At 73.3% G+C, this 20,733-nt stretch carries 22 protein-coding genes; 9 read left to right on the top strand and 13 right to left on the bottom strand.

Annotated features, from left to right (window positions below; genetic code table 11):
- Positions 1 to 168 precede the first annotated feature (168 nt).
- From ACSP50_RS15485 to ACSP50_RS15465, 5 genes are all read right to left on the bottom strand, one after another.
- Positions 169 to 894: a nitroreductase family protein gene (locus tag ACSP50_RS15485; RefSeq protein ID WP_014690160.1), complete on the bottom strand. Its 726-nt coding sequence runs from the start codon at positions 892 to 894 to the stop codon at positions 169 to 171.
- Positions 891 to 2,477, bottom strand: coding sequence for a nitroreductase (locus ACSP50_RS15480; RefSeq protein ID WP_014690159.1), 1,587 nt, complete (start codon positions 2,475 to 2,477; stop codon positions 891 to 893). Before ACSP50_RS15480 ends, ACSP50_RS15485 begins: the two co-directional genes overlap by 4 nt.
- The gene (locus tag ACSP50_RS15475) at positions 2,474 to 3,103 is read right to left on the bottom strand and encodes a TOMM precursor leader peptide-binding protein (protein WP_014690158.1); all 630 of its coding nucleotides are present in this window, start codon (positions 3,101 to 3,103) and stop codon (positions 2,474 to 2,476) included. The genes ACSP50_RS15480 and ACSP50_RS15475 overlap by 4 nt, the downstream gene beginning before the upstream one ends.
- Before the next feature lie 70 nt (positions 3,104 to 3,173).
- A complete protein-coding gene (locus ACSP50_RS15470) occupies positions 3,174 to 4,493 on the bottom strand; it encodes a YcaO-like family protein (RefSeq protein ID WP_014690157.1) in 1,320 nt (439 codons plus the stop codon).
- A gap of 187 nt (positions 4,494 to 4,680) precedes the next feature.
- Entirely contained in the window at positions 4,681 to 6,435 is a 1,755-nt protein-coding gene (locus ACSP50_RS15465) for a glycosyltransferase family 39 protein (RefSeq protein WP_014690156.1), read from the bottom strand.
- A 246-nt stretch (positions 6,436 to 6,681) separates the two neighbouring features.
- Here ACSP50_RS15465 and ACSP50_RS15460 point away from each other — a divergent pair, with 246 nt between their 5' ends.
- A complete protein-coding gene (locus ACSP50_RS15460) occupies positions 6,682 to 6,876 on the top strand; it encodes a hypothetical protein (RefSeq protein WP_014690155.1) in 195 nt (64 codons plus the stop codon).
- 106 nt (positions 6,877 to 6,982) lie between these two features.
- On the top strand, positions 6,983 to 7,699 hold the full coding sequence (locus tag ACSP50_RS15455; RefSeq protein WP_014690154.1) for a hypothetical protein: 717 nt from the start codon (positions 6,983 to 6,985) through the stop codon (positions 7,697 to 7,699).
- A 36-nt stretch (positions 7,700 to 7,735) separates the two neighbouring features.
- Here the strand turns inward: ACSP50_RS15455 and ACSP50_RS15450 are convergent, their stop codons facing one another.
- Together ACSP50_RS15450 and ACSP50_RS15445 are read right to left on the bottom strand one after the other, a co-directional pair.
- Positions 7,736 to 8,398: a response regulator transcription factor gene (locus ACSP50_RS15450; protein ID WP_014690153.1), complete on the bottom strand. Its 663-nt coding sequence runs from the start codon at positions 8,396 to 8,398 to the stop codon at positions 7,736 to 7,738.
- Positions 8,399 to 8,506: 108 nt separating this feature from the next.
- Positions 8,507 to 9,640 (bottom strand): sensor histidine kinase, encoded by a 1,134-nt coding sequence (locus ACSP50_RS15445; protein ID WP_014690152.1) that lies wholly within the window; start codon positions 9,638 to 9,640, stop codon positions 8,507 to 8,509.
- Positions 9,641 to 9,770: 130 nt separating this feature from the next.
- Between ACSP50_RS15445 and ACSP50_RS15440 the strand changes: the two genes are divergently transcribed.
- Both ACSP50_RS15440 and ACSP50_RS15435 read left to right on the top strand, forming a co-directional pair.
- The gene (locus ACSP50_RS15440) at positions 9,771 to 10,211 is read left to right on the top strand and encodes a DUF6069 family protein (RefSeq protein WP_014690151.1); all 441 of its coding nucleotides are present in this window, start codon (positions 9,771 to 9,773) and stop codon (positions 10,209 to 10,211) included.
- Between the two features lie 50 nt (positions 10,212 to 10,261).
- Positions 10,262 to 11,065, top strand: a complete 804-nt coding sequence (locus tag ACSP50_RS15435) for a sugar nucleotide-binding protein (RefSeq protein WP_014690150.1) — start codon at positions 10,262 to 10,264, stop codon at positions 11,063 to 11,065.
- Here the strand turns inward: ACSP50_RS15435 and ACSP50_RS43390 are convergent.
- Positions 10,994 to 11,344, bottom strand: a complete 351-nt coding sequence (locus ACSP50_RS43390) for a low temperature requirement protein A (protein ID WP_080127838.1) — start codon at positions 11,342 to 11,344, stop codon at positions 10,994 to 10,996. The two genes, ACSP50_RS15435 and ACSP50_RS43390, sit on opposite strands and share 72 nt — an antisense overlap.
- Before the next feature lie 121 nt (positions 11,345 to 11,465).
- On the opposite strand from ACSP50_RS43390, the gene ACSP50_RS15425 reads away from it, so the two are divergent.
- The gene (locus ACSP50_RS15425) at positions 11,466 to 12,044 is read left to right on the top strand and encodes an alpha/beta fold hydrolase (protein ID WP_014690148.1); all 579 of its coding nucleotides are present in this window, start codon (positions 11,466 to 11,468) and stop codon (positions 12,042 to 12,044) included.
- On the opposite strand, the gene ACSP50_RS15420 is transcribed toward ACSP50_RS15425, so the two are convergent.
- From ACSP50_RS15420 to ACSP50_RS15410, 3 genes are read right to left on the bottom strand one after another with little or no spacing between them, the layout of a single operon-like run.
- Positions 12,041 to 12,901, bottom strand: coding sequence for a HEAT repeat domain-containing protein (locus ACSP50_RS15420; RefSeq protein WP_014690147.1), 861 nt, complete (start codon positions 12,899 to 12,901; stop codon positions 12,041 to 12,043). The two genes, ACSP50_RS15425 and ACSP50_RS15420, sit on opposite strands and share 4 nt — an antisense overlap.
- Positions 12,891 to 13,478 (bottom strand): RNA polymerase sigma factor, encoded by a 588-nt coding sequence (locus ACSP50_RS15415; protein WP_014690146.1) that lies wholly within the window; start codon positions 13,476 to 13,478, stop codon positions 12,891 to 12,893. Before ACSP50_RS15415 ends, ACSP50_RS15420 begins: the two co-directional genes overlap by 11 nt.
- Positions 13,420 to 14,427 (bottom strand): CPBP family intramembrane glutamic endopeptidase, encoded by a 1,008-nt coding sequence (locus tag ACSP50_RS15410; protein WP_014690145.1) that lies wholly within the window; start codon positions 14,425 to 14,427, stop codon positions 13,420 to 13,422. The genes ACSP50_RS15415 and ACSP50_RS15410 overlap by 59 nt, the downstream gene beginning before the upstream one ends.
- 200 nt (positions 14,428 to 14,627) lie before the next feature.
- Here ACSP50_RS15410 and ACSP50_RS15405 point away from each other — a divergent pair, with 200 nt between their 5' ends.
- Positions 14,628 to 16,802, top strand: coding sequence for an RICIN domain-containing protein (locus ACSP50_RS15405; RefSeq protein WP_014690144.1), 2,175 nt, complete (start codon positions 14,628 to 14,630; stop codon positions 16,800 to 16,802).
- A gap of 122 nt (positions 16,803 to 16,924) precedes the next feature.
- A complete protein-coding gene (locus ACSP50_RS15400; RefSeq protein ID WP_014690143.1) occupies positions 16,925 to 17,419 on the top strand; it encodes a CAP domain-containing protein in 495 nt (164 codons plus the stop codon).
- A 53-nt stretch (positions 17,420 to 17,472) separates the two neighbouring features.
- On the opposite strand, the gene ACSP50_RS15395 is transcribed toward ACSP50_RS15400, so the two are convergent.
- Together ACSP50_RS15395 and ACSP50_RS15390 are read right to left on the bottom strand one after the other, a co-directional pair.
- On the bottom strand, positions 17,473 to 18,135 hold the full coding sequence (locus ACSP50_RS15395; protein WP_014690142.1) for a hypothetical protein: 663 nt from the start codon (positions 18,133 to 18,135) through the stop codon (positions 17,473 to 17,475).
- Between the two features lie 17 nt (positions 18,136 to 18,152).
- Positions 18,153 to 18,389 carry a CU044_2847 family protein gene (locus ACSP50_RS15390; RefSeq protein ID WP_014690141.1) on the bottom strand — a complete coding sequence of 79 codons (237 nt, stop codon included), beginning with the start codon at positions 18,387 to 18,389 and terminating at the stop codon, positions 18,153 to 18,155.
- Positions 18,390 to 18,430: 41 nt separating this feature from the next.
- Here ACSP50_RS15390 and ACSP50_RS15385 point away from each other — a divergent pair, with 41 nt between their 5' ends.
- Together ACSP50_RS15385 and ACSP50_RS15380 are read left to right on the top strand one after the other, a co-directional pair.
- On the top strand, positions 18,431 to 19,810 hold the full coding sequence (locus ACSP50_RS15385) for an MFS transporter (RefSeq protein WP_014690140.1): 1,380 nt from the start codon (positions 18,431 to 18,433) through the stop codon (positions 19,808 to 19,810).
- Between the two features lie 40 nt (positions 19,811 to 19,850).
- Positions 19,851 to 20,726, top strand: a complete 876-nt coding sequence (locus ACSP50_RS15380) for an LLM class flavin-dependent oxidoreductase (RefSeq protein WP_014690139.1) — start codon at positions 19,851 to 19,853, stop codon at positions 20,724 to 20,726.
- Positions 20,727 to 20,733: the final 7 nt, after the last annotated feature.

Here is a 20,733-nt window from a genome sequence, read left to right as displayed (position 1 = left end):
TGAGGTCGTCCTCCAGCCACAGGTCGAGATCCTCGGAGATCTCCGGCCCGGTCATTTCGGTGTGCATAACGACTCAGCTCCTTCGATGTGTCGTGTCATGCGGGTCGCCGGCCGGCGCCCTCCGCCGGCCGGCCGGGGCCCGGGCGCTGCCGCGCTCCGGACCCACGATCAAGATCCGCCGGGGTGTCCGGCGGCGAAGGCGAACAGCGCGGCGCGGCGGTAGCCGTCGGCTCCGGCGAGTTCCTTCAGTACGTGCGGCAGCAGTCCGGCGAAGACCGACCCGACCAGTCCGAGACGGATCGCGGCCAGCCACGCGGCGTGCCCGGCGGCGCCGGCCCGGGTGAGCAACAGCCGGTGCCCGTGGCTGCCGTGCCGGGCGAGCGCGGCGGCCAGGTTGCCGGTGAGCACCACCACGGCGGCCGCCCCGGCGAACTCGCGCTGCATGACGAGTTCCTCGGCGGCCGGGCCCTCGGGCAGGTCGGCGACCCGGATCAGGGAGTCGCCGGCGGGCGGATAGCGGTACAGCCCGGCGGGCACGCCGTCGACCCGCCAGACCGCGCAGTGGATCTCCAGGTCGACGCCGGCCGCCCGCTCACCGGGCCACGAGCCGGCGTCCATCGTGTCGGCCGCGGCGAGCAGGGCGCACAGATCGGCGGCGGCCATCGGCGTACGACCGAAATCCCGTGCCGCCGAGCGGTCCGCCAGCGTCGCGGTGAGGGTGGCACGCGGCGCAGCCGGCGGCGGCAGCGTGATCAGCGGCCCGTCAGCCGGCGCCGCGGCCGTCTGCGCCGGGACCTCGGGCAGCGGGCGGACGGCCGCCGCGGCGTCCAGGCGGGTGTCGGCCAGCAGGTGTTCGAGCAGCCGCTGGCGGTCGTGCTGGGTGGCCGTGGTCATGACGGGTCCTTCCGGCTCACGGCGACCACCGCGGTCACCGGCTCGGTCACGGCGTCGATCCGCAGCGCCGCGCTGATCGCCTGGTCGTCCCAGCGATCGGCGATCCGGGTGGCCAGCCCGGTCTCGGCGGCCACCGCGGACAGCTGGGCGAGCGCCGCCCCGGCGTCCAGACAGACAAGTCGATATGAAAAATCGTGATATTTTGCCGCGACGACCGGGAGGGCGCCGGTGAGCACGATCAGCGCCGCGGGACGGTCCGCCTCCAGCGCCGGGGCGATCCCGGCCGACGGCCCGGCGATCCGCGCCAGGCTGTGGTCGCCGCGCTGGTAGAAGTACCAGCCGGGGTCGAGCCCGGGCACGTCGTCGGCCCGCAGGTAGGCCTGCACCGAGCCGAGGTTCCCGCCGGTCGGCGCCCACCGGGTGACCCGCTCCCCCGCGTCCTTGAGACCGGCGGTGCGCAGCAGCAGCCCGGCCAGGTCCGCGAACGGCGCGTCCGCGAGCGGGATCCGCGGCGCGGACCGATATTCCTTGTTGTAGCGCTGCAGCGCCGCGTTGGCCGGCCGGAAGTGTGCCTGGTGGTCCTTCGGGTTGAGCCACTCGCGCGGCGGGAACGCCACCGCCTGCTCGTAGACGTGGGCCAGCGCCGGCTCGGCCGGCTCGGTGCCCGGCAGGCAGCGGGGGCAGCCGGGCCGGCGGTACGCGCCGGTGCTGGTCTGCGACCAGTCGTCCAGGTCGTACGCGGTGCAGCCGGCGGTCGACGGAGCCAGCCCGACCCGGGACAGCAGGTGGACGACCTCGGTCGCGGTCAGTGCGGCCCAGATCGCGGCCCGGGCCGGCGACGGCTCCCCGGCCGGCGCGGTCCGTCCCTCGGCGAAACACCGGAGACAGCTCGTGTGGCCGGCATCGAACATCGGTCCGATCTCGGCGGTGGACGCGCCGGCCGCGGTACGCAGCCAGCCGACCCCGGCCCGCCGGCACGCCTCGTCGATCCCGGCGAGGTTCCCGTCGTCGACCGCGACCACGAAATCGCCGTCGCCCAGACTGTCGGCCGGGTGGAACGGGTGCGCGTCGACGCCGGCCGCGGCGAGTTCCGCACGCAGCGGGCCGGTGAGCCGCTCCGGCCCGGCGATCAGCGCCCGGGTCCGGGCCAGCCGGGCCGCCGCCTCGCCGCGGCTCCGGTTCACCCGGGTGGTGTCCAGGTTGCGGCCCAGGTAGTCGACCACCTCGGCGGGGATCAGCTCGGCCTCCCCGCCCGCTGGGCCGTCCTGCAGCAGGCCGCTCACGTAGAGCATCGACACGCACGCCGCGGCGTGCTTCTCCGGCAGTTCGTCCACCGTGCGGGTGCCGTCGAGCAGGCGCAGCAGGCGCGGGATCAGCGTCATCGCGGTCCGGCCGCGCAGCACGGTCTGCCGGTTGCCGCTGCCGGCGAACGCCAAGCCGTCCTCGAGCCGGACGACGACCAGGCCGGGGATCAGGCAGGGGCGCCGGGGCACGGTGAACTGCGGGTCACTGGCGACGGCGTACGCCATGTACGCGGCCGACAACCGCCCGTCGTTCCGGGTCGCCTCTTCGGTCCCGATCATGCCAGCACTCCCCGCATCATCTCCGGCAGCCGGTCGTACGACCGGGTCTGCTCGTCACGTCCCAGACCGCACCGCGGGCAGCCGTGCACGCCGACCACCCGGCCGGTGCGCAGCTGCTGGGTCGGCACCTCGATCTGGCGGACCCGGCCGGCCTCGCCCTCCGGGTCGGTCCGTAGCCGCTGCACCACCTCGGCCGCGGCGGCCGCGGCGAACAGCGCGGTCGACGGCAGGTAGCCGGCCGGACCGGCGTCCGGGTCCAGCTCGTAGTGCCGGTCGACGGCCGCGCGGACGGTGCGGGCCGGATCGTGCTGGGCGAGCCGCAGCCGGTAACAGCCGTGGCAGGCGCCGACGCCGGGCAGCACGGCCGGGCCGATCTCCAGCACCGGGTGGTCGAGGATGACCGGCAGCCACGGGTCGCCGGTGCGGTGCGCCCGCTCGTCGAACGCCCGCTCGGTGTCCGGCACCCGGCGCCAGGCGGCGAGCAGGTGCAGGGTCGGCCCCTTGGGTGCGGCGGGCGCCGCCCGGTCCACCGGGTCGGTGATCGAGACGTCCGGGCACAGGTCGCGCAGGCGTTCGGCGACCGCGTATCCGAACGGGCCTACGGGGGAAACGCGCAGGTGGTACATGCTGACTCCTGATACGGTGACATCGGCCGAACGGCCAGCTGCTACCTCGGATGAACGGCTTACGGTGGGATCAGGCGAACGGCTGCGGCCAGGCGTTGAGCTCAGCCTCGGAGCGGGTCGGGTGACCCATCCGGGCCGGCGCCTCGTACAGCCGGGGCGTGCCGAGGAAGCGCGCACGATAGTTGAAGGACAGTGGCAGCAGCCCGGGCACCACCGCGCGGACCACCGTCATCCCGGCCCGTACCGCCTCGTCCGGCGTCAGGTCGACCAGGTACGCGTCGAGACCGCGCTCGGCCAACCGGTCCAGCACCACGCGCAGGTCGCCGCGCGCGTCGCCGGTCGACAGGTCGGGCATCTCGGAGAGCCGGCGCCGGGCCGGGCTGTCCAGCAGGAAGTCGAAGGCCTCGGCGCGCTCCGGAGCGCACATGTACGCGGCGCCGTCCGCCACCCCGGTGAAGGTGCGCACGTCGTCGCTCGGCGGCCTGGCGTCGTGCAGGGCGATCCGCACCGACACCGTCTCGCAGATCGCCTTGGCCGCCGCGACCTGCGGGTCGAGGCTGGTCGCGCAGGAGACCACGATCCGGCACGACGGGTGCTCCGGGGCCACCGAGACGCCGTACACGGTGGGAATCCCCACGTCGGTGGTCGCGTCGAACAGGTGGATCGTCGCGTTCCGCCCGGCGCACAGGTCGAGGTAGCGCTGCAGTTCCGGGCCGACCGTGTCGAGGACCAGCCGGGGCAGCTCCAGCCGCTGCAGCCAGGTCAGGCTGATCGCGTCGCGTTCGACCACCTCGCAGAGCGCGCCGCTGATCGCCCGGGCCGGGTCGGGGTGCGCGGCCGCGCCGGTGGAGATCGGGTTGGTGATCCGTTCCGCACCGTGCGCCGAGAAGTGCATGTACACCAGGGCGGCCGGCACCCAGCACAGCCGTCCGGTGCGCGTGTTCATGCCGCGCACCCAGCGGATCGGTGCGGAAGGGTCCGGGCTGACCACCGGGCAGTCCGGGGCGGCCAGCTCGGTGGCCGAGCAGCGCGGCAGGGTGTCCAGGGCAAGCGCCTCGGCACCCAGCTCGTCGGCCGTGGCCCAGCGGATCTGCCGCTCGTCGTAAAGGATGTTGGCGTATCGTTCGAGTGCTTCGGCGATCGCCACCACGGTGGCCCGCTCCGGGTCGACCCCGGTGCCGGTGCCGTCCAGGCTGCCCAGGCAGTCCGGCCCGCACGCGCTGGAGATCACGGTGGAGACGTCGCCGAGGTCCGCCGAGTGCACCCGCAGCGGCGGCTCCGAGGGTTCCACCGGCAGTGGCATGACGTGGGTGATCAGGCCGCCCAGGGGTGACACCAGATCCTTGAGGTCCATTCGCCGCTGCGCCTTTTCGGCAGCTACCGCACTCATCAGCGAGCTCTTCCCGTGTGTCGATCAACGGGCGCGCAGAATCGCCCGGCACCGGACAAACGATGTCGGCGGCGCGTCCATAACTGTGGACCCGCCGCCGCGGGGTTCGCTGAGGTTTGCGGAAACTAACGCCCGGCCAGAATGTCCTGTCCTTCGCTCGGATTAGCCCGATCGGCCGACATTTCCCTCACCGCCGGTAGATGAAGATTGAATTGCCGACGTTGTCGATCCGGGTGCTCGTCGCGAGCAGTTCATTGAAGTTCGCCCGAGCCTTTTTCGCACTGATCACGGAGGCGTCGGGCAGGCAGGCGCTCTTCAGCGTCAGGCACCGCACCGAGATCGCGATCAGCCCGTGCACCTGAGCCGGGGGCAGGACCAGCGGGTTCTGCCCGGGCACGCCGTAATAGGCGGCCCGGCCCCGGCCCTTGTAGATCAGCCAGGCCTGCTCCCCCGGATATCTGCGGGCCAGCCGGTCACCGAGCCGGGACATGTCCTGGCCCCAGTCGACATTCGAGTCGGTAAGCTGAAGATATGTCTTGGACGGGCCGCCGAAGGCCTCGTTGGAATATGTCAGATAATACGGAAAGGCGGCCAGCGAACTGATCGCGACGAACGCCGCCAGCAGACCCACGACGACCCGCGGCCACCGATTCCGGTAGACCAGCACGGCGGCCGCCACGACCGCCAAAATCACCGGGACGAAAATGGCGTACCGCACGCCCCAGTTCCGGTTGCCGGCCATCGCCGTCGCGGTCAGCACCGCGGTCGGCAGCAGCAGGTAGAGGGCGGCCGGCCGCAGCTTCGCCGAGCGCAGCATCGCGACCGAGCCGATCAGCCAGAGCGCCAGCATGCCCAGCGGTTCCTTGATCAGCAGCGCGCCCGGCAGGTAGTACCATCGCGCGCCGTTCTGGAAGTCACCGAACAGCACGCTGGAGTAGGTGCCCTTCTCCAGGCCCAGCTGCAGGCGCATCCCGTCGAGGAACGGCCGCGGCAACGGCAGGAGGTTAAACAGCTCGCCCTTGAGCCCGTGCACCGGGCCCACCGACCGGGGGGTCACCCAGTGCAGGTGCGGGTCGACGATCAGGTAGGTAACCCACACGGTGGCGATCGCGACGGCGACGACCCCGGCGGCCGCGGCGACGCCGATCAGCAGCAGCCGGAGCACCGGTGGGCGGCCCAGGTGATGGGCGCGGCCGGCAAACCACACCGAGACGACCGCCAGCCCGGCGCCGACGAGCAGACCCGGCAGGGCGGTGGCCTTGCTGGCGGTCGCGGCGCCCAGGGCGACACCGGCGAGCGGAAGGTGAAGATACGGCCGGGACCGGGCCCGCCACAACAGCCACAGGGCGGTCAGCAGGAAGCCGGCGGTCGGCAGGTCCACCCCGGCCAGCGAGCCGTAACCGATGACGTCCGGTGAGAACGCGTACAGCAGCAGCGCCAGCAGGCCGCCGGCCGGGCCGGTCAGGTCCCGGGCGAAGGCGAAGACCACCAGCCCGAACAGCAGGGTCAGGATGATCATCGGAAGCCGGGCCGCGAAGAGCAGCTCCTGCGCGTCGTTGCCGCTGTCGTACAGCAGGTGCTCGCCCAGCGCCCACTGGTCGCCGTCGAAGTGCGTGGTGCGCTTCACGTCGACGAAGGCCAGACCGGTGGCCTCCAGCAGCTTCGTCAGCGGCGGATGCTCGTAGTTGTCGGCCAGGTCGTGATCGTGCGCATACGTCACCGCGGCGCCGAGATAGGCCACCTCGTCGACCGTGGTGGACTCCTGCCGGGCGGCGGTCACCATGCCGACGGCCATCTGGGCCAGGAAGGCGACGACCGCGAGCGGGACCAGCCAGGACCGGTGGCGGGACCACAGGTCGGCCGGCCCGCGGGTGACCGCGACGGGTGCTGCCGCGGCGGTGACATCCTCCGGGGTGGAAACATCATCGACGTCCGAGGTCACTGAGGCTCAACCCTTCGCCGGTGGAGGAAACGCACTGCCAAATGACGAGCGCCATGATGGCACGAACATTCCGTGCCGGAGCGGCCCGGGTTATGTGACCCATTCAGACTAGGCCCGAATAACACGGTGGAAATAGCCTTCACACCGGGGTGTAATCGCCGTCCCATCAATTACTACTTTTTCCGGAAATTTCGGGCGCCAGTGTGTCGGGTGGCGGTGGCGGCGCCGACCGGATAGGTTGGGGGCATGATCAGGGACCTGGTGCGCCGCTCCCTGATCCTGCTGCTGGCCGCGCTGGGCGCATGCCGCCGCGTGCCGCCCTCCCCTGTGGACCTTCCGGTCGTCGCCACCGTCCCGGTGGCCGACCGCACCCGGGTGCTGAACGCGCAGACCACCGTGTCCGCCGGCGCCTCCCGCGCGCCCCCGGCTTTCGCTGTCTGATCTTTTCCGGCTCCATTCCGGCCCCGCCGCTTCCGCGTTTCGGCCGATTTCCATCCAGCTTTTGCCAGCTTTTCATCAGTCTTCCGTCAGCTTTCCCGGAGGAACAATGCTGCTCGCCGACTCCATCGCCTCCGTCGCGATCTGGCTGGTTCTGCTGCTGTTCGCCCTGCCCGCCCTGCTCCTGCTGGCCAACCCGCAGGCGGTGCGCCACCCCCGCGAGTTCGCCCTGGAGGCGCTCGGCCTGGCCCGCTCACGGCGGGAGGCCGCCGAACTCGCCCGGTACGCCGAGGAGATCCAGGTCGCCGCCGACCGCGCCGACCACGCCGCACAGCGCTGGCAGGAGCACCGGCAGCGGGCCGAGACGCACGCCGCCGACACCTGGCACGCCTGGCAGGCCGCCGAGCAGCGTCTCACCCGGGCCCGCGCCGCGGCCGCCTTCGCCCCGCCGGACAGTCCGCGCACCGCCGCCGAATACGCCGACCGGGAACGCTTCCTGCACCGCTCGGTGCGCGCCGCCGTCGACCGCGGAGACCTGCCGTCCGCCGCGCTGCCCGCCGCGATCGCCGGACGCGACGGCTGGAACCCGCGCCTGCACCCGGCCGACCAGGAACTGATCCTGCTCACCGCGGTCACCGCCCACCGCCGCACGATCCACCGGCAGGCCACCGTCGCCGAACGGACCGCGGCGCACGACGCCCGGCTCGCCGCCGCCACCCGGCACAGCCTGCGTCGCGAGGCGGCCACCCTGCGCCGCTTCCTGCCGGCCCCGGAGCGGCGCACCGCCCCGTCCCTCGCCCGCGCCTGGGTTCAGCGCACCGCCTGACCGGCGCACGCCCGGCTTCGGTGACGGTGGCGGAGATCAGGCGAGGCCGGCGTCGTGGGCCAGCAGCGCGATCTGGGTGCGGTTGTCCAGATCGAGCTTGGTCAGGATGTGCGAGACGTGGGTTTTCACGGTGGCCAGGGTCATGTCCAGCGCGGCGGCGATCTCCGTGTTGGACCGACCCCGGCCGATCGCCACCACCACGTCCCGTTCCCGCGGGCTCAGCGCCGCCAGCGTGTTCCGGGCCCGCGCATACGCTCCGGCCTGCACCGCCACCCGATCCATCAACCGCCGGGTGATCCCCGGCGACAGGATCGGCTCCCCGGCCGCCACCTGCCGCACCGCCTCGGCGATCCGCGCCGGCGGCGTGTCCTTGAGCAGGAACCCGCTGGCCCCGGCGCGCAGCGCGTGCAGGATGTCGTCGTCGGTGTCGAAGGTCGTCAGCACGATCACCTCGGGCGCCCGCGGCCGGCCGCGCACCCGCCGGGTCGCCGTGATCCCGTCCACCCGCGGCATCCGCAGATCCATCAGCACCACATCCGGCGCGTGCGCGTCCACCACCGCCGCCACCTCGTCGCCGTCCGCGGCCTCCCCCACCACCGCGATCCCCGGCGCGCCATCGAGCATCATCGTCAGCCCGGCCCGCACCAGCGCATCATCATCCACCACGATCACCCGCACCGGCCGCGTCATGCCGGCCATGCTAACGACGCCCGCGGACCACTGTCGGGGAGACCGTCAGCGGCCGGAAGGCGGCCGGTCCGGTGCCTGTCTGACGCGGCACACCACCGTCTGTCACCGGCGCGACGGTCACCGGGGCCAGGGCAGGGTAGCGTACAGGTGGAATTCGCCGGCGGTGGACTCGTGGTCGAGGTGGCCGCCGGCCAGGTGGACGCGTTCGGTGAGGCCGACCAGGCCGGCGCCGCCGCTCCAGCCGGGTGGGGTGGGGTGGTCGGGGGCCAGCTCGTTGCGGACGTCGATGAGCAGGCCCGCGCCGGGACCGCCGCGCAGCTCGACGCGGACCGCGCGGCCCGCGGCGTGTTTGCGGGCGTTGGTCAGAGCTTCCTGGATCACCCGGTACGCCGTGCGGGCCACCGCGGGCGGCGCCTGACCCGGCTCGGCGACCGTGTCGCGCAGCCGCACCTCGGTGCCGGCCGCCCGGCTCTCCTCGACCAGTCGCGGCACGTCGGCCAGGACCGGCTGCGGCCGGCTGCCGTCGTCGTCCGCCGGGGTGTCGTCGCGCAGCAGCGAGATCACCTCGCGCAGCTCCTCCAACGCCTGGTGGACGCCGTCGCGGACCACCCCGGCGGCCGCCGCGACGCGCTCCGGCGGTGCGTCGGGCCGGAACTCCATCGCCCCGGCGAAGGTGGCGATCAGCGACAGCCGGTGCGCCAGCACGTCGTGCATCTCCCGGGCGATCTTGCGGCGTTCCAGCATCCGCGCCTCGGCGACCCGGCGGCCCTGTTCGGCCTCGGCGCGCCGGGCCCGCTCGCGCAGGGACCGGACGAGTTCGTCGCGGGCCCGCCACCAGGCGCCCCAGCCGAGCAGCGCGCCGTAGCCGACGGTGACCAGGGCCAGCCACCAGCCGTACGACATCCCGTCGTTGGGCCGCCACCAGCCCTGCACCGCGTGCGCCACGACGCCGGCCGCCGCGCCCGCGAGCCCGACCGGGAACCGGTGCCGCCGGGCCACGTGCAGCGCGACGATCGTGGCCGGTGGGCTGGCCGCCGGGGAGAGCGCGGCCAGCACGGCGAGCACGCCGGCGACCGGCACCGGCCGCCACAGCATGAGCGGGGTGATCAGACAGGCGAGCACGCCGGCCACCACGTCCAGGGTGAGCAGCGGGGCGACCATCGGGCGCCCGGCCCACCAACCGGTGACGGTCGCGGTGACCAGGGCGCCGGACACCCCGAGGACCATGCCGACGGCACCGTTGGTTTTCACGCGGTCACCGTATCGGCGGCGCTGCCGGCGCCGACACCGACCAAAGTAGGAGAGGCTGCAACTTAGGAGAGCGGCGCCGCCGACTTCGGTCCGATGTGGGCGACCGGCCGGGTCGGCCAGGCTCATCGGCATGACGAACCAGACGCACCGTCCCGCCACCGCCACCGACGCCGACTGCCCCCGTCCCGCCCGGCGCCGCGCCGGCCGGGCGATCACCGTCGCCGCCGGCGCGGCCGGAGCCCTGCTCCTGTGGACGGTCACCGACCCGTGGGGCGGCACCGACCTCACCGTCCGCTCAAGCGGGGGCACGACCCACATCGGCCCGGCCGCCGTCGTGATCACCGCGCTGCTGGCCGGCCTGGCCGCCTGGGCGCTGCTCACCGTCCTGGAGCGCCGGACCCGGCACGCCACCCGGACGTACCGGATCATCGCCTTCGTGGTGTTGCTGCTGTCGCTGGCCGGCCCGCTCGGCAGCGCGGTCGGCGCCACCGGCACGCTCACCCTGATCGGCATGCACACCACCGTCGGCCTGGCCCTGATCCTCGGCCTGCCCGGCCGCCGCGGCTGCTGACCGGTGAAGCCGTGGGCGACGGTGGCGACGCGGGCGCATACGATCCGGCGATGCGACTTCTGGTGATCGGTGGCAGCGGGTTGCTCGGCCGGGAGGTCGTCCGGCAGGCCCGGCTGGCCGGGCACCGGGTGACGGCGACCGCGTTCCGCCGGCCGACCGGTCCGCGGCTGGACATCCGGGACCGGTCCGCGGTCGCCGCTCTGGTCGCGGCCGATAATCCGGAGGTGGTCGTCAACGCCGCCTATCTGCAGTCGGATTGGGCGACCACCGCTGACGGCGGCATGCACGTGGCGGCGGCCGCCGCCGGCTGCGGCGCCCGGCTCGTGCATGTCTCCAGCGACGCCGTCTTCTCCGGCCGCGCGCCGTCCTATGCCGAGACCGCGGCGCCCGACCCGGTCACCCCGTACGGCGCGGCCAAGGCCGCTGCCGAGGTCGCGGTCCGCGGCCTGGTGCCGGCCGCTGCCGTGGTGCGTACGTCGTTGATCATCGGCGCCGGTGATTCGGTGACCGAGCGGCACGTCCGCGATCTGGCCACCGGCCGGCGGTCCGGGGTCCTGTTCACCGATGACGTCCGCTGCCCGATCCACGTCACCGACCTGGCGGCCGCCCTGCTGGAGTTCGCCGCCCGTCCGTCGCCCGGCGTGCATCACGTGGCGGGCGCCGAGGCGGTCAGCCGGCACCGGCTGGGGGTGCTGATCGCCCGCCGTGACGGTCTCGACGAGTCGGCGCTGCGGACCGCCCGGCGGGTCGGCAGCGGCCTGCCCGGTGCCGTCGACGTACGGTTAGATTGTCGTGCGACGCAGCGCCGGCTGGTGACCCGCCTGCGCGGGGCCGGTGAGTTTCTGTCGCTCTGACAGCGGGGGCCGCAGCACCAGCACCGCGACGACCGCCACCATGATCACTGCGGTGAGCAGGACCGGGACCCCGGTGATCGGGTCGAGCAGGACGAGCAGCGCGCCGAGCGGGACGGCGAGGTCGTCGCTCAGCGCGTGGTGCAGCTCTCCCGCCGCGATGCTGACCGCGACCACGAACACCAGGTCGAAGAAGAGTTCCAGGGGTGTCGCGGTGCGTCCTGGTTCGCCCGGATCGCGGGGTCGCATCGGGGTGAGTCGGAAGGATGTCGCCGCGGTCACCGCGGCAGCGTAACCGGTGGCCCCCCGGCGCTCGTTACATCCGTAGACCCGCCGCTTTATCCCATCCGCGACCGAAAAGTGCGGGTTCCGGCCGCCGTCATCCTCAGGGAAGTCCGACTTCGTGCATCCACAGCCGCCACGCCGCACCACTCACGCCCACGGAACACCGCACAACCGGCTCGTCTACGACCGCTGGGGGCGGTTCGGCCGCCCGGTGGTCCTGCTGCACGGGCTGTTCTACGACCGGACGATGTGGTGGCCGGTCGCCGCCGAACTGGACGCGGGCTGCGCCGCGGTCGCGGTCGACCTGCCCGGACACGGCGAGTCCGCGCCGCGCGCCGACCTCAGCCGGCTCACCGAGGACCTGGCCGCGCTGATCCGCGGGCTGGACCTGCACCGCGCCCCGATCCTGGTGGCGCACGCCGGGGCGGCGCGGCTGGCCCGGGCCTTCGCGGAGAAGTACGCGGTGCAGCACGTGCTGACGGTGGACGACGGGACGGACACCGACCTGTCGGTGGTGCCGGCCGCGTACCGGCAGTTCGCCGTTCCCCGGCGACCGGATCGGGCGGTGACCGCCGCCTACCGCGAGTGGGCGGCGGTGCCGGTCGGCGCCGGTCACCCGGCGAGCCGGGCCGAGGGCACGTTCCCGCACCTGCGGGATCCGGCGGCTTTCGCCGCCCTGCTGCACAACCTCGTTTAGCCGGGCCACCCGGGAGCCAGCGCCGCGAGCCGGTTCTCCAGCCCGAACGCGATGTAGGGCGGCGGCGGTTCCCACCGGATGCCGTCCGGCGCATCGATCAGTGCGGCCTCCACGAGCGCGACCGCGCGCGGATCGCCGGCCATCGCCGGGGACAGCGCCGCGCACGTGCGGATCAGCCGGTCCGGGTCGTCGAGCAGCACCCCGGTGTCGACGCCCGCCCCGGCCAGCCCGAGGACACTGTCGACCCGCACGTCGCGACAGCCGTCGCCGGTGGCGATCTCGCGCAGGCGGGCGATGACCGGCTCCGGCACGGGCGGGCCGAGCGCCGCCCAGCAGGCCGCCGCGTACCGGGCCCGGCCGCGTTCGTGCGGATCGTCGGCGTCCAGCCACGGCGTGAGCGCGGCCAGCACCGCCGGCGCCCGACGCACGCAGGCCGCCTGGACCGGGCCGGCGATCAGGATGGCCGGGTCGCCCTCGAAGTCGTCCCACACCTCGGGGAAGGCGGCGGCCTCCGGATCGTCGCGCCGGATCGCCAGCATCGTGCTCTCCGACTCGGACGCATATCCGCCGCACCACGCGCCGACCTCGCCGAGCAGCGCCAGCAGCGACGCCCGCATCGACCGGCCGGCATCCGGGTCCGGTACGCCCAGCCGGTCGTCGGCCAGGATCCCGGCGACCGCCTCCACCATCGGGCCGGTCGCCGGATGGATGGTCTGGCGGTGGCAGACCTCGTGGTACAGGTGCCGCAGCGCCCGGGCCCGCGCCGCCGGCTCGACGGCGGTCAGGTCGCGCAGGTGTCCCGGGGTGGCGACCGCCGGGCCGTACGCGTGCGTCGTGCGCCCCCAATCAAGATCCACGCTGGTGAGAGTAGTGAGCGGCCCGATCCTCGTCGAGCAGCAGGCGGCGTAGCCGGCCCAGAGCACGTGCCCGGGTCGGCCCGATCGCGCCGACCGGGATGTCCAGCCGGGCGCTGATCTCGGTGTACCGCGCGTCCGGGTCGGTCGCCATCTGCCACAGCAGGCGGCGCTGGCGCTCCGGCAGGCGGGCCAGGGCGCGGCGGACCGTGGCGGCCTGCTCGGCGCGCAGCAGGTCCGCCTCCGGCGCCTCACCGGGCTGGGTCAGCCACTCGTCGAGGCCGGTCACCGGGCATTCCCGGTCCCGGCCGGCGACCGCGTGCAGGCAGAACCGCCGCATGGTGACGGCCAGCCAGGCGCCGACCGCCTCCGGGCACTGCAGCCGGCCGATCCCGTTGAACAGTTGCAGCCACGTCGCCTGGACCAGGTCGCCGGCCTGGTCGGGCGGGATCCGGAACCGCCGGGCGATCATCCGCAGTCGCGGGTCGTAGGCTTCGACGAGCCGGCTCCACGCCCGCTCGTCACCGGCCCGAGCCTCGCGGACCACCGTGGCAAGATCCTCCGCCACCGCCTGTCGCATAGCCGTCTCCCCCCACCTCGCGCCGGTCGCCGGCCGGGCACGACCGCCGGTCGCCGACTCCTGAAGCCTGCCGACGGTCGCGGCTGTTTCGCGCCGGGGAAATCCCCGGTGTCATGCGATCGGGTGAGTTCCGGCGCTCCACCGGGGGGCATTCATTCATCCGGCCGCCCGGGCCGGTCCCGAACACCGGCGACCCGAGTAGGGGCAGGCAGAGCAGCGCCAGCCCCAGGTCGGTGCAGATCAGCGTCTGCACGCTGGTCAGCCCACCGAGCAGCTGCTCGGACACCATGCTCATCACCACGTTGTTGCCGGAATGGGCGAGGCTGGTCACCCACACCGAGCCGCTACCCGCGTACAGCCAGCCGAGCAGCACCTCGAAGAGCAGGAACATGACGGTCCACAGTGGAATGCTGACCGCCCGGTCGGTGAAGTCGGCGTAGCCGAGAAAGGCCAGCGGATAGTGCCAGAACGCCCAGATCAGGCCGGTGGCCAGCAGCGACAGCCGGGGCCGGCCGGGCACCAGGCGCGGCCAGAGGAAGCTGGTCCAGCCGAACTCTTCGCCGAAATAGGCCGGGATGAGCACCACCTGGACGGCGAGCAGCATCGGCACCCCGCCGGGCCCGCCGGCCGGCCCCACGCCGGACCGCCACCAGCCGGCCGAGTACGCGCAGCCCAGCATGACCGCGGTGGCGGCGAGCGGGGCCAACCAGCCGGCCGCCCACAACCGCCACGGCGCGCGCAGGCGCAACCCGGCGGTGGCGAAACCCTCCCGGGTGACCCAGCGGCGCACCACGGCCGCGCCGATCGCCGGCACGAACGCCACCGGCAGCTGGACCAGCGGATCGACCAGCGACCAGCCGAAGCCGAGCCGGACCACGAACAGGTACGGCCACACCCCGCCGAAGGCGATGGCCAGATAGACGACGATTCCTCTACCCCGTGACGACATGCCGGAAAGTCGATCATCAGCCGCCCTGCGGGGTCACTATCGATGGCCACCGTCCTGCGGTATGCCCAGCTACACCCGGGCGGCTCTGAAACAAGTCAGAAAGATTGTTCCGGAACCATTAAGGGAGTCTTAAAGAACATTGAGGACCGTCCGGCGTACGGAAATCCTGTCCCCGTCTCCCCCGACGGAAGGTCCCCACCATGCCCCTGTCCCGCAGAAGCTGGCTCGCCGCCGGCACGATGACCGTGGTGGTCGCCGGCCTCGGCGTCGCCGGCATCACCGAGGCGCTGGCCGCCAGCAGCGGCACCCTCGTCAGCTCGGCCAACGGCAGATGCCTCGACGTCACCGACGGCAGTACCGCGAACGGCAACCAGCCGCAGATGTGGCGTTGTTCCGGCGGCCCGAACCAGAACTGGACGCTGGCCGACAACGGTCAGGTGCGGGCGCTCGGCAAATGTCTCGACGTGGCGAACAACGCCACCGCCAACGGCGCGGTGGTGCACCTGTGGGACTGCTATGACTCGGTGGCCACCCAGAAATGGACGCTGACCGCCTCGAAGGACCTGGTCAACCTCGCGGCGAACAGGTGCCTCGACATCAAGGACGGCAATCTCGCCGACGGCGCCAAGCTGCAGCTCTGGGACTGCTCCGGCGGCGCCCACCAGAAGTGGACGTTCTCCGGCAGCGGCACCACGCCCCCGACCACCGTGCCGACCGACCCGGCGAACCCGGACCTCGGTCCCAACGTCACGATCTTCGACCCGTCGATGCCCGCCTCGACCATCCAGAGCAAGCTGAACGCGGTCTTCAACGGCCAGGTCAGTAATCAGTTCGGCAACGCTCGCCATGCGCTGCTGTTCAAGCCGGGCGTCTACCCGGTCGACGCGAACGTCGGGTTCTTCACCCAGGTGGCCGGGCTCGGCCTGACCCCGGACCAGGTGACCATCAACGGCCACGTGCACGCCGAGGCGGACTGGTGGCCGGACGGCTCACAGAACGCCACGCAGAACTTCTGGCGGTCCGCCGAGGGCTTGTCGGTCAGCCCGGCGGACGGGCTGGACCGCTGGGCGGTGTCGCAGGCCGCGCCGTACCGGAGAATGCACGTACGCGGCAATCTTGCGCTCTCCGACGGGGGCTGGTCGTCAGGTGGGTTCATCGCCGACTCGAAGATCGACGGTCAGATCCAGTCGGGCACCCAGCAGCAGTTCCTGACCCGCAACTCGGCGATGGGCAGCTGGTCCGGCTCGAACTGGAACCAGGTGTTCGTCGGCTCGCCGGGCGCACCCGCGCAGAGCTTCCCGTCCCCGCCGTTCACCACCGTCGGCTCGGCGCCGGCCATCGCCGAGAAGCCGTACCTGTACGTCGACAGCGCCGGCGCCTACCAGGTCTTCGTTCCCGCCGTGCGGACCAACGCGTCCGGCCCCACCTGGGCGAACGGCACGCCCGCCGGCACCTCGCTGCCGATCGGCGGCTTCTACGTGGTGAAGTCCGGTGACACCGCGGCGACCATCAACGCGGCCCTGGCCGCGGGCAGGAACCTGCTGGTCACGCCGGGCGTCTACCACCTCAACCAGACGCTGAACGTGACCCGGGCCGGCACCGTGGTCCTCGGCCTGGGGCTGGCCACCTTCGTGCCGGACGGCGGCGTCGACGCGATGCACGTCGCCGACGTCGACGCGGTGCGGGTCGCCGGGCTGCTCTTCGACGCCGGCACCACCAACTCGGCCATCCTGCTGCAGGTCGGCCCGACCGGCTCGACCGCCACGCACGCGGCGAACCCGACCGTGCTCTCCGACGTGTTCGTCCGGATCGGCGGCGCGATCGCCGGCAAGGCCACCGTCAGCGTCCAGATCAACAGCAACGACGTGATCGGCGACCACGCCTGGATCTGGCGCGCCGACCACGGCAACAGCGGCACGGTCGGCTGGACCACCAACACCGCCCGCAACGGCCTGGTGGTCAACGGGAACAACGTCACCTTCTACGGCCTGTTCGTCGAGCACTACCAGCAGTACCAGACGATCTGGAACGGCAACGGCGGCCGGACGTACTTCTACCAGAACGAGATGCCGTACGACCCGCCGAACCAGGCCGCCTACCTGAACGGCGCCACCCGGGGCTGGGCCGCCTACAAGGTGGCCGACACGGTGACCAGCCACGAGGCGTGGGGGCTGGGCAGCTACTGCTACTTCGCCGTGAACCCGTCGGTGGTCAACGCCCGCGCCTTCGAGGCCCCCGCGGTCAGCGGCGTCAAGTTCCACGACATGGTCACCGTCTCGCTCGGCGGCACCGGCACGATCAGCCACGTCATCAACAACACCGGCGCGGCCGCGAACAGCGGCCACCAGGTCACCGACCTGACCAGCGGCCCGTAGCTCCGGCAACCGGACAGCGACCCGACAACCACCGGCCGGCAATCACCGGAACCGGGCAGGCGACGAAGAGAACGGTGAGCCCGGCGCCACGCCGGGCGCCACCTCTCGAAAGGGTCCACGTCTTGCGCTCTCTCCTCCGCAGCTTCGCCCTGGCCGCCCTCGTCGTCCCGGCCGCGGCCGGCGTCATGATGACCGCGTCCCCGGCCCAGGCCGCGCCGGCGAAGGCCAAGGCGGCCGAGCAGGCCCTGCAGGCCGACATCAACCGGCTGATCAACGAGCAGCGGGTGCAGCACGGGTGCGGCGAGCTGACCGAGAACGCCGCGCTCACCCAGGCGGCCCGCGCGCACAGCGCGTGGATGGGGCAGACCGGCGAGTTCTCGCACACCGGCCGGGGCGGCTCCAACTTCGTGGCCCGCGACCGGGCCGCCGGGTACGCCCGCCCGTCGGCGGAGAACATCGCCTGGGGCTACCGGACCGCCGACGACGTGGTCACCGCGTGGATGCACAGCCCGGGCCACCGCGCCAACATCCTGAACTGCCGGTCGAAGACGGTCGGCCTGGGCGCGGTGTACGCCGCGGACGGCACCCCGTACTACACCGAGGACTTCGGTTACTGACCACGAACGCCGGCCCCGTCGCTCTTCGCGGCGGGGCCGGCGTCGTCGTCGGCTCAGAAGATCGGCCCCAGGTTGGCGACCGTGAACAGGTGGTCCTCGGCGACCTGGTCGGCCGGCGGCGCGGTGACCCGGACCGGCAGGCCGTAGTCGGCGTAGCTCACGGTCATCGCCGGGTCGGTCAGGGTGATCCGGCTGAACCGGCCGGCCACGTCCAGCTCGGCGGTGCCCCCACCCAGCCGGAAGCGGCCGGAGGCGCCCGGGGCGGCGCCCGGTTGACCGGCCAGCGTCCGGGCCGCGGCCCACGGGAAGCCCTCGGCGAAGGCCGGGGCGGCATCCGTCGGGACCGTGGTGTGCACCCACCGGCCCAGGTCGTCGGCATACTGGCCGGGATACATGCTGTGCGCCGGCTCGGCGGTCAGCCGGACGTAGACGGCCGGCCCGATCCGGCGTACGACATAGCCGTCCCCGGTCATCTCCCAGTTGCCGGTGGCCGGGTCGATCACCCCGGTGGCCCGCTCGGCGGCGCCCAGGGTGACGGTGAAGCGGGCCGTCTCGGTGCCCAGCCGGGTGGCCGCCTGCGCCAGGGTGGGCGCGGCACCGGACGGGGTGGGAGCGGGCACGGACTGGGCGGACGCGTGGGCCGAGCAGCCGGCCGCCGCGAGAACCCCGGCCAGCAGCAGGCTTCCGGCGACGAGCCGTCGTGAGTGATCATGCACGGCGGCAACTATAAGGGTCAGTCGAGTCCCAGGCGGCCGACCAGCCGGTCGCTGATCCACTCCAGGTGGACGGTGAAGTTCGCCTCGCTGGTCGCGCGGGCGCTCACCACGCCGGCGTCGACGGTGACCCTGACGCCGAAGTCGACGGCGATCCGGTCCGGCGGGTCGCGAATGGCGCGCCGGCTGTCCCGGATCGTCCGGCACCGATCATCGTCGATGACCGCCGGCCGCGGCAGCCCGGCGCGGTGACGCATATCCCACTCGACCCATAGGTTGAATCGAATATGGTGACCGCGTGCGGAACCGGTCGAACGCTCCCCTGGTCGTCTACCTCTGCGCCGCCTTCACCACGCTGCTCGACCAGGCCAGCCTGACCACCGCGCTGCCGGCGCTGCGGGGCACGCTCGGCGCCGGGCCGGCCACCCTGCAGTGGATCATCGCGGGGTACTCGCTGACCTTCGGCCTCGCTCTGGTCCCGGCCGGGCGCCTGGGCGACGCGCACGGCCGCCGCCGGTTGTTCGCCGGCGGGGTCGCCCTGTTCACCATGGCGGCGATCGTCGGCGGCACGGCCACCGCGCCGTGGGTGGTCGCGATCGCCCGCCTGGCGCAGGGCGCCGGCGCGGGCACCGTCAATCCGCAGGTGTACGGCATCATCCAGGACCTGTACACGGGCCGGGCGCGCACCCGGGCACTCGGCGCCTACGCCACCGTCGGCGGGATCGCCGGGGTGATCGGGCCACCACTGGGCGGGCTGGTGCTCAACGCGGCCGGGGAGCACCTCGGGTGGCGGCTCATCCTGCTCTTCACCGTGCCGTTCGGGCTGACGACCGTACCGCTGGCAATCCTCCTGCTGCCCCGCGGCCGCGCGCCGCAAGCGGCCCGGACCACCCTCGACCTGCCCGGTCTCGGCCTGCTCGCGGTGACCACTCTCGGTCTGCTGCTGCCGTTCACCCTGCCCGCCGGAAGCGGTCCGCCGCGCGCGGTGTGGGCGCTCGCCGCCGGCGCGGCGCTGCTCGCGCTGATCGCCTGGGAGCGCCGGTACGCGCGTCGCGGTCGCACCCCGGTGCTCATCCCCGATCTGCTGCGCCGGCCCGGCTTCAGTCTGGGCACGCTGACCGCGATGTTCCAGTTCGGTGCGTCGCTGGCGACCACCCTGGTACTCGTCCTCCACCTGCAGGACGGTCTCGGCTGGTCGCCGCTGCGCGCCGCGCTGACCACGCTGCCCAGCGCGCTGGGTTTCGCGGTGGCCTCGGCGCAGAGCTGGCGCCTGGTCACCCGGTACGGCCGGCCCAGCGTGACCGCCGCCCTGACCGGGGCCGGCCCTGTCGATCGCGGCCACCATCCTGGTGCTGCACACCCTGTCCGGCGCCGCGCTGGGCGTCGCACTGGCCGGCACCCAACTGGCCATGGGCGTCACCGGCGGGCTGGTCGTCTCGCCGAACCAGGCGCTCACCCTGGCCGGCGCGCCCGCCGCGGTGGCCGGGCTGGCCGGGGCGTTCCTGCAGGTCTCGCAGCGGATCTCGGCCACGTTCGCGACCGCCGCGGTGACCGGCGTGCTGAGCGGCCGCACCGGGCTCCTGCTGTGCCTGGCCATGATGGCCGCCGGGGCCGGGATGTCCGCCCTCGACAGTCGCCCGCCTGTGACGCAGGCAACCACCGCCAAATCTCTATCTAAGCTATAGGCTTTGCAGGGAAATCGCCGTACGGGAGGTTCGATGGCTCACCGACAACCGCATCTGGCGCTGGAGCTCGGCGCGACCGCCGGCCCGGAGCACGTGGCCGCCGCCGAGGCCGCCGGATTCGCCCTCGTCACCATCGACGACACGCCCGGCGCCGCACAGCCCGAAGCCGGGGTGCGGGCCGCCTACCTGGCCCGGCGCACCCGGCGGATCGCGCTCGCGCCCACCCTGCACGCCACCGTCACCGAGCCGTTCCACCTGGCCACCCAGCTGGCCTCACTGGACCACGCGTCGCTCGGGCGCGGCGCCTGGGTGGTCGGCGCGGCGGCCGGGCCCGCGGCGTACGCGACGGTCGGCCTCCCCCTCCTCGACGGCGCCGCCCTGCGCCGGGAGATCGCCGACGTGATCGACGTGGCCCGCCGGCTGTGGGACTCCTGGGAGGACGACGCGATCATCCGCGACGTGCCCAGCGGACGCTTCCTCGACGCCGACCGGGTGCACCACGTGAACTTCACCGGCGAACGCTTCTCCGTGGTCGGGCCGCTGATCACGCCGCGGCCGCCGCAGGGCCAGCTGGTCGTGCTCGGCGCCGACACGCTCGGCGTCACCGACCGGCTCGACATCGCGCTGATCCCGTTCGACACCGTCGACGCGCTCTCCGCCCGGGCCGGGCAGGCCCGGACGGACGGCGCGCCGCTGGTCTTCGCCGACCTCGACCTCGCCGTCGCCGGCGACGACCCGGCCGGGCTGATCGACCGGCTGGGCCGGGTCGTCGACGGGGTCCGGCTGCACCTCGGCGACATCGACGCCGACCTGCCCCGGATCGCCGCGACGCTGTCCCGGCCCCCGGTCACCGGGCCGACCCTGCGCGACACCCTCGGCCTGCCCCGGCCCGTCAACCAGTTCGCCTAGGAGGTTC

The sequence above is a fragment of the Actinoplanes sp. SE50/110 genome (genome assembly GCF_900119315.1).
Classification (GTDB): Bacteria; Actinomycetota; Actinomycetes; order Mycobacteriales; family Micromonosporaceae; genus Actinoplanes.
The sequence above is the reverse complement of the archived record's forward strand: the minus strand, read 5'-3'. Positions and strand labels throughout refer to the sequence as shown.